This window comes from Pseudomonas sp. BE134, assembly GCF_031456105.1.
In the GTDB taxonomy this organism is placed as follows: domain Bacteria; phylum Pseudomonadota; class Gammaproteobacteria; order Pseudomonadales; family Pseudomonadaceae; genus Aquipseudomonas.
This window is the reverse complement of sequence record NZ_JAVDUA010000022.1, coordinates 110891-118011: the sequence shown is the minus strand read 5'-3', so window position 1 is coordinate 118011 and position 7121 is coordinate 110891. Positions and strand designations below refer to the sequence as shown.

General features: G+C 56.8%; 7 protein-coding genes. 5 read left to right on the top strand and 2 right to left on the bottom strand.

Annotated elements, in window-relative coordinates; all coding sequences use genetic code 11:
- The first annotated feature begins 339 nt into the window (after positions 1–339).
- Together J2Y56_RS18990 and J2Y56_RS18985 are read left to right on the top strand one after the other, a co-directional pair.
- A complete protein-coding gene (locus J2Y56_RS18990) occupies positions 340–1311 on the top strand; it encodes a LysR family transcriptional regulator (protein ID WP_310351979.1) in 972 nt (323 codons plus the stop codon).
- Positions 1312–1637: 326 nt separating this feature from the next.
- Positions 1638–2015 carry a DUF6124 family protein gene (locus tag J2Y56_RS18985; RefSeq protein ID WP_310351975.1) on the top strand — a complete coding sequence of 126 codons (378 nt, stop codon included), beginning with the start codon at positions 1638–1640 and terminating at the stop codon, positions 2013–2015.
- 240 nt (positions 2016–2255) lie between these two features.
- On the opposite strand, the gene J2Y56_RS18980 is transcribed toward J2Y56_RS18985, so the two are convergent.
- Complete coding sequence (locus J2Y56_RS18980; protein WP_007944677.1) at positions 2256–2909, bottom strand: DUF2931 family protein; 654 nt, start codon at positions 2907–2909, stop codon at positions 2256–2258.
- 11 nt (positions 2910–2920) lie between these two features.
- The gene (locus J2Y56_RS18975; RefSeq protein ID WP_310351972.1) at positions 2921–4774 is read right to left on the bottom strand and encodes a PAAR domain-containing protein; all 1854 of its coding nucleotides are present in this window, start codon (positions 4772–4774) and stop codon (positions 2921–2923) included.
- Between the two features lie 121 nt (positions 4775–4895).
- Here J2Y56_RS18975 and J2Y56_RS18970 point away from each other — a divergent pair, with 121 nt between their 5' ends.
- From J2Y56_RS18970 to J2Y56_RS18960, 3 genes are all read left to right on the top strand, one after another.
- Positions 4896–5126 carry a hypothetical protein gene (locus tag J2Y56_RS18970; RefSeq protein ID WP_007944675.1) on the top strand — a complete coding sequence of 77 codons (231 nt, stop codon included), beginning with the start codon at positions 4896–4898 and terminating at the stop codon, positions 5124–5126.
- Positions 5127–5433: 307 nt separating this feature from the next.
- Positions 5434–5811, top strand: coding sequence for a DUF6124 family protein (locus J2Y56_RS18965; RefSeq protein WP_310351969.1), 378 nt, complete (start codon positions 5434–5436; stop codon positions 5809–5811).
- A gap of 214 nt (positions 5812–6025) precedes the next feature.
- The gene (locus J2Y56_RS18960; protein WP_310351968.1) at positions 6026–7000 is read left to right on the top strand and encodes a D-glycerate dehydrogenase; all 975 of its coding nucleotides are present in this window, start codon (positions 6026–6028) and stop codon (positions 6998–7000) included.
- Positions 7001–7121: the final 121 nt, after the last annotated feature.

Here is a 7121-nt window from a genome sequence, read left to right as displayed (position 1 = left end):
GCGCGGGGCGGGTGCCCTCTCTCTCTAAACCCGTTGTGGTGCCCCCCCACCCCCCCCCCCCCCCCCCGCGCCCCCCCCCCCCCCCCCCCCCCCCCCCCCCCCCCCGACGCAGGCTTCGCCAGCTGCTACAACAATTGCGTTACCGCAGAAATTGCTTAACTGATCGGCATTAGGGCAAGCCCGGCTCCTACAATGGCGCAATTCTAGGGGGCGGCATGAACCGCGATAAGCCGGGATTCTTGTGAATCTTTGTTACCGTTAACGCGATAATCCCTTGGTCGGGGGTCACCGACCTTGAAACCTTGTGTCACAATTTGCCATCTCCCTTGAGAGCACCCCATGGACACTTTGCAAAACATGCGCGCCTTCAGTTACGTGGCCGAGGCCGGCAGCTTCACCGCTGCCGCCGTGCAACTGGACACCACCACGGCCAACGTCTCGCGCGCGGTCTCCAACCTGGAAGCCCACCTGCAAACCCGCCTGCTCAACCGCACCACCCGCCGTATCGCCCTGACCGAGGCCGGCAAGCGCTACCTGTTGCGCTGCGAGCAGATCCTGGCCTACGTCGAAGAAGCCGAAGCCGAGGCCAGCGACGCCCACGCGCGTCCAGCCGGGCAACTCAAAGTGCACACCATGACCGGCATCGGTCAGCACTTCGTGATCGACGCCATCGCTCGCTATCGCAAGACGCATCCCGACGTGACCTTCGACCTGACCATGGCCAACCGCGTGCCGGACCTGCTCGACGAGGGCTACGACGTGTCCATCGTCCTCGCCAGTGAACTGCCGGACTCGGGCTTCGTGTCCCAGCGCCTGGGCATCACCTACAGCATCGTCTGCGCCTCGCCGGCGTACGTGAAGGCCAACGGTTGCGCGCAGAAGCCCAGCGATTTGTTGAACCACATGTGTCTGCGCCTGGTGAGCCCGGTGATCCCGCTGGAAAAATGGGCCTTCGACGGCCCTGAAGGCCAGGAGACCGTGACCATCAACAGCTCGCCGTTTCTGGTCAACTCCGCGGACGCAATGAAGACCGCGATCACCAGCGGCATGGGCGTGGGCGTGTTGCCGGTGTATGCAGCGATTGAAGGGTTGCGCAACGGCTCGCTGGTGCGGGTGATGCCCAACTACCGCTCCCAGGAACTGAACTTGTATGCGATTTACCCTTCGCGGCAATATCTGGATGCGAAGATCAAGACCTGGGTCGAGTACTTGCGCGGGTCATTGCCGGAGATTCTGGCGGCGCATCAGGCGGAATTGGCGGCGTACGATTTGAGCGGCAGCAGTTTAGGCGGGATTCGGCTGGCGAACTGATTGCACGGTCCTACAGACGCGCTGATTTTGGGGAAGGATTCCGACGCGTTCTGTCGGTTGTTGGGTCGGACGGGAAATGGGTAGGCTTTGTGGGTCGCTGACGAATCAGCGATCAGGCTTGGAAACCTGATATTCCCATCACAGCACATGGCATACTGCGGCGCTTTTTCTGCACGCAATTCCTTGTTATGGCGGCTGTGCGCGGGAGACCTTCGGGTCTGCCGGTTTTGATGGGATATCCGGTTTTCCAGACCGCGCATGGCTGCCACCCTTTCGCTTGGAAACGAAAATGGCAGCTCGATTAATCCCAAATCGAGTAAATTTTTATGATCAAAGAAACTCCGAACCCTCCTGAAACCGACGACGTTTCCCCCTACGAATCCATCGATTCCAAAAAATTCCACGATGCTGCCGAACGCGCGCTGAATCACTACCTCAACCCCGCTGCCATGAAATCACCGCCCACCCGCAAACCCAGCACGATGTTCATGCTTGCGCCCGATATCAAAGACGAAGACCTGTTGGCCCACACCTGTGAATCACTGGCCCAGGCCAGTGTGATGGCCAGCGATTTTGCCGGCTATCTGGAAGGCCCGCATCGCAACACCGCCATGGCGATCCAGCAAATCGTCATGCTGGCCGAACTGGCGGCGAACCGGATGATGGACAACCTCGAACTACCCAAATCCACGCCACACCGCTGATTCCCCTGCAGCAGCTACCCCCTGTGGGAGCGGGCTTGAACTCGCGATAGCGGTCGGACATTCAAGAATGAGGTCGACTGACACTCCGTTATCGCGAGCAGGCTCACTCCCACAGTTTTGTATGGCGCACCAGACCGGAATTGGCTTTCACATTGAGTATCGGGTTGTTTGGCCTGGAGCCTGACTCCCTGCACCAGATAGAAAAAAACCCGCCAGTTGGCGGGCTGAATTTATGGTTATTCACCAGCTTCCGTAGGGGATACCGTATTTTTCGACATAGCGTTTGGAATCGTCCTCCAATGGGAAGTAACTCCCTCCGGAGAGCCCTAAACCAGGTCCCTTGGGCTCTACTCCGACCTGTGCATGTGCGACTTTGACAGGGTGTAGGCATTCGTCAAATGCCCAGACTTGCACCACGCCGCCAGGTGCAAGTCCAAGACGTACAGAAGCCCTTTTCGGAATGGCAGCCATTTCGGGAATACTTGGGCAATCCAAGGACAGAGCTTTGCGTAAGACCTGACGTGCATCCTCCGGTATTTCAATCCAGCCTTGATAGGTTTGCGGCTCAACTAACGATTGCCAGCGAACGTAGATGCGTACCGGAAGTTTGGCGTCTCTCACTTCTCTTTCGGTGCCTGTACCAACAACGGCCCAGCCACGTGCGCCGCTTTTACCATTTTTCTTTCCTCCTGAGGCACCACTGTTTATTCGACGATAAAGAGTTCCATGAGTATCAATAGTGGCAGCGTCCTCAACCCAACCATCCATCGCATAAGGTGTGACGAAACCCAGCGCCCACGGGCCAGCATCTGGATCTGAACGTCTCCAGGACTGGTCGGAGGCTTGGCAACCGCTCACCAACAGAACCCCGAACAAGATCCATAGTGTTCGCATATTCGTGACTCCTAGTCAGGTACATGGGGATGTTGTACGCGGATCCCGTCCGTGGTTGGGGCATTAAAGTAGAGTAAACCCGAACTGGTTCGAGGTGTTGAACCCTGCAGGATTGACGGTGGGTTCCAGTTGGCCGAGGTGTGAATGTACTTCAATTTCAGCAGTTGCTCTTCGGCGGGCGTTGTACTGTAGTCACCCGCGACGAAGCGGTCACACAGCGCCTGAAGCTCCGATGGGATGGTGTAACTCGGGTACTGCTCATCAAGGCGTTTAAATCGCACTCCCCTTTGCTTGGCCAACTCGTACATGACTCGCAGGTAAACCCGCGACAGCTCGCCTCGTACCGGTCGCTTGAGCTGCAACGCCGCATAAACCTGCTTCTCAGGGTTAAAGCTTTTTTGCTGAGACGGAGGCAAGCCCCTAACATAGGGAGTCACGACCTCGAGCATTTGGGACGGCCAGCCTTTGGCTTCCCACTTAGCCTTTACCTGTTGCGCATCACGGTAGATCGAAGTGTATTTCACGTCCGTCGTACCGGGAACAACTAACACCTGCATGGGGCTGATCAGCAGGTTCTCTTCGGATTCAGGAAAGTAGCCTCCGCCAAGGTCTGAGTGAACACCTGGCAATGTGATTTCCAGGTGAGCGGGTTTTACCCGGTTCAAGGCGAAGTTGGCACGGATTTCATCCCGGGCAGCCAATTGGACGACATTGGGAAACAAGCTACGAGGCAGGTACAGTTTGAGTCCTGGGGCTGTTTGACTGCGCACATTGCCTAGATTGGCCAAGCCTCCTACCGACGGCACGGTATCAAACAAACCGATAAAGCCCATGTTGATATCGCGCTTGAATTCACCGCTGAAGTTTTCGTGAAAAGCTCGTCGCAACATCTTGATGGTTTGACCCAAGGGGCCTTGCCGACCTAGAGCCACTTCATTGGCAAAGTGCCGTGCAGCCGCTGCACCTCGGCTGAAACCAAAAGTGTCAAAGGTGAGGTTGATGATTTTAGAATCTGGATTTGTTTGGCTGAATTTGAGGATAGTCCTCAATATTTCACGAAAGGCGTCTTCTACTTTAGCGCTAACCCCAGTTGCACCACGCCCCATGCCGGCGCCAGTCATGCTATCCGGCTGGCCGGATGACGTGCCGATACCCTCAATGTAGAGAGATTTGAATAGCTGCTGCTGACCGGCAATATCTTGAAGTTCGTCGGGAGCAAAATACAGATCACTGAGCTTCTTGATGTTCGACTCGTCATTTGCGTAGCTGCTGTCCGGGTCAGACATATAAGGTTTACAACTCGCTTCCAGATCTTCGGGCTTGATGGCATGGCTAGCACCACATAGCAGTCCCATTTCACCGTTGTTCGCATTGTTCAGCGTCCCATCAAAGAACACGCCGATCCGTAGCGCGATACCCACAGGCTTCTCTTCATCCAGCTCCTCTTCTTCCTCTTCCTCCTCTAAAACCGAATCGTCAATAGCAGCGGCGCGCGCTGGCGTGGGGGCAGGTGCAATGACCGAGGGCTGGTAACTGGCAGGCTCAACCAAATGCGCGGGCATCGGACTAACCGGGGAAACAGGTGCAGGCGTGAAGTTGTTCCCGATGATGATGCTCGATGACCCACCCGTAATGGTGTCGCCATGCGTACCTTGCGAGCCGGTGACCAGCGCGGCCTGGCCATTGATCTGTACCGAGGACATGGCGCCCATGGTCAAGACACTGCCGCAGGTGGTGCAGTCGGTTACCCGAGCAGCAGGCAGACCATCAAAAAATACATTCGGTGACCCGGAATCGATGGCTGTTCCACCGCAGCGGGGACAGTTCACGGTATCGGTCTTGCGCGCAGCAGGCTTGCCGGACATTTTTGACTTCCATATCAATATTCAGAGGCAGCACCATGCTGACGCTCTTTATAGAAAACAATCAGACGTTTCCCAAAGTACTCGACCACGTAAATAGGTCGTGGCCAGGATGTTAGAACACATGAGCGTGCAAAAAAAACCAACCCACAAAAAATCATCGGAAAAGCACTCGTCTCCTCCCGCCGACGGGATTCGTGTCCCTTCGGGTCTGGGCATCGCCATTAGCATCGCTTACGACTCGCCGGCCAAGTGGGCCAAGTGGGCCAAGTGGGCCAAGTGGGCCGACAACACCCCGGAAAGCCGGGAGACGTTCGGCTGGCGAACTGATTTCACGGTCCTACAGACGCGCTGATTTTGGGGAAGGATTCCGACGCGTTCTGTCGGTTGTTGGGTCAGACGGGATTTGGGTAGGCTTTGGGTGTCGCTGGAACTTCAGCGATCAGGCCTGGAAACCTGATAAACACGTCAACAGCTCATGGCATACTGCGGCGCTTTTTTCTGCTCGCAATGTTCTGTTATGGCAGCTGTGCGCGGGAGACCTTCGGGTCTGCCGGGTTTTGGCGGGTTTATCCGGTTTTCCAGCCTGCGCACGGCTGCCACCCTTTCGTCTGGAAGCGAAAATGGCGGCTCCAATAAATACGCCAATGAGTAATTTCCGCATGATCAAAGAAACTCCGAACCCTCCTGAAACCGACGACGTTTCCCCCTACGAATCCGTCGATTCCAAAAAATTCCACGACGCCGCCGAACGCGCACTGAATCACTACCTCAATCCCGCAGCCCTGAAATCACCGGCCACCCGCAAACCCAGCACGATGTTCATGCTTGCGCCCGATATCAAAGACGAAGACCTGTTGGCCCACACCTGTGAATCACTGGCCCAGGCCAGTGTGATGGCCAGCGATTTTGCCGGCTATCTGGAAGGCCCGCATCGCAACACCGCCATGGCGATCCAGCAAATCGTCATGCTGGCCGAACTGGCGGCGAAGCGGATGCTCGACAATCTGGAACTACCCAAATCCACGCCACACCGCTGATCCCAAAACAAAAAGCCAATCCCTTGTGGGAGCGAGCCTGCTCGCGAAAGCGGTCGGACATTCAAAATTGATGTCGACTGACACACCGCTATCGCGAGCAGGCTCGCTCCCACAGTTTTGGTCGGTGTACATCCGGTAATCCGGGGACTCGCATAAAGCCGGGGAAGAATGTTAGCGTGCTTGGCATTCTCCACGCCCGACGAGCCCTCCTCCCATGAAAAAGACCGTCCTCGCCTTCAGCCGTGTCACTCCTGAAATGGTTGAACGCCTGCAACAAGAATTCGACGTCATCGTGCCGAACCCGAAAAACGGCGACATCAACGCCCAATTCAACGAAGCCCTGCCTCACGCCCACGGCCTGATCGGCGTCGGTCGCAAGCTTGGTCGCGCGCAACTGGAAAACGCCGCCAAACTGGAAGTGGTCTCCAGCGTCTCGGTCGGCTACGACAACTACGATGTCGCCTACTTCAATGAACGCGGGATCATGCTCACCAACACCCCCGACGTGCTCACCGAAAGCACCGCCGACCTGGCGTTTTCCCTGCTAATGAGCAGCGCTCGTCGTGTTGCCGAACTGGACGCCTGGACCAAGGCGGGCCAATGGCAAGCCACCGTCGGCGCACCGTTGTTCGGCACCGATGTGCACGGCAAAACCCTGGGCATCGTCGGCATGGGCAACATTGGCGCGGCCATTGCCCGCCGGGGTCGCTTGGGGTTCAACATGCCGATCATTTACAGCGGCAACAGCCGCAAGACCGAGCTGGAACAAGAACTCGGCGCTCAGTTCCGCACGCTGGATCAACTGCTGGCCGAAGCCGATTTCGTCTGCCTGGTCGTGCCGCTCAGCGAAAAAACCAAACATCTGATCAGCCACCGCGAACTGGCGCTGATGAAACCAAGCGCGATCCTGGTCAACATTGCGCGCGGCCCGGTCGTCGACGAACCGGCCCTGATCGAAGCGTTGCAAAACAACCGCATTCGCGGCGCCGGTCTGGACGTCTACGAAAAAGAACCGCTGGCCGAGTCGCCGCTGTTCCAATTGAAAAACGCGGTGACATTACCGCACATTGGTTCCGCGACTCACGAAACCCGCGAAGCCATGGCCAATCGCGCATTGGCCAACTTGCGCAGCGCCTTGCTGGGCGAGCGACCGCAGGATCTGGTCAACCCGCAAGTCTGGAAAGTCTAACTAAAACGGGCAGATACTTTTAATGTATCTGCCCGCTTGTTACACAACTTGCAATTCAGTCCAGCGACGAAAAAAAGTTCAGCCCTATACACTCCAGATACCTAATCCGAACTTACGGACA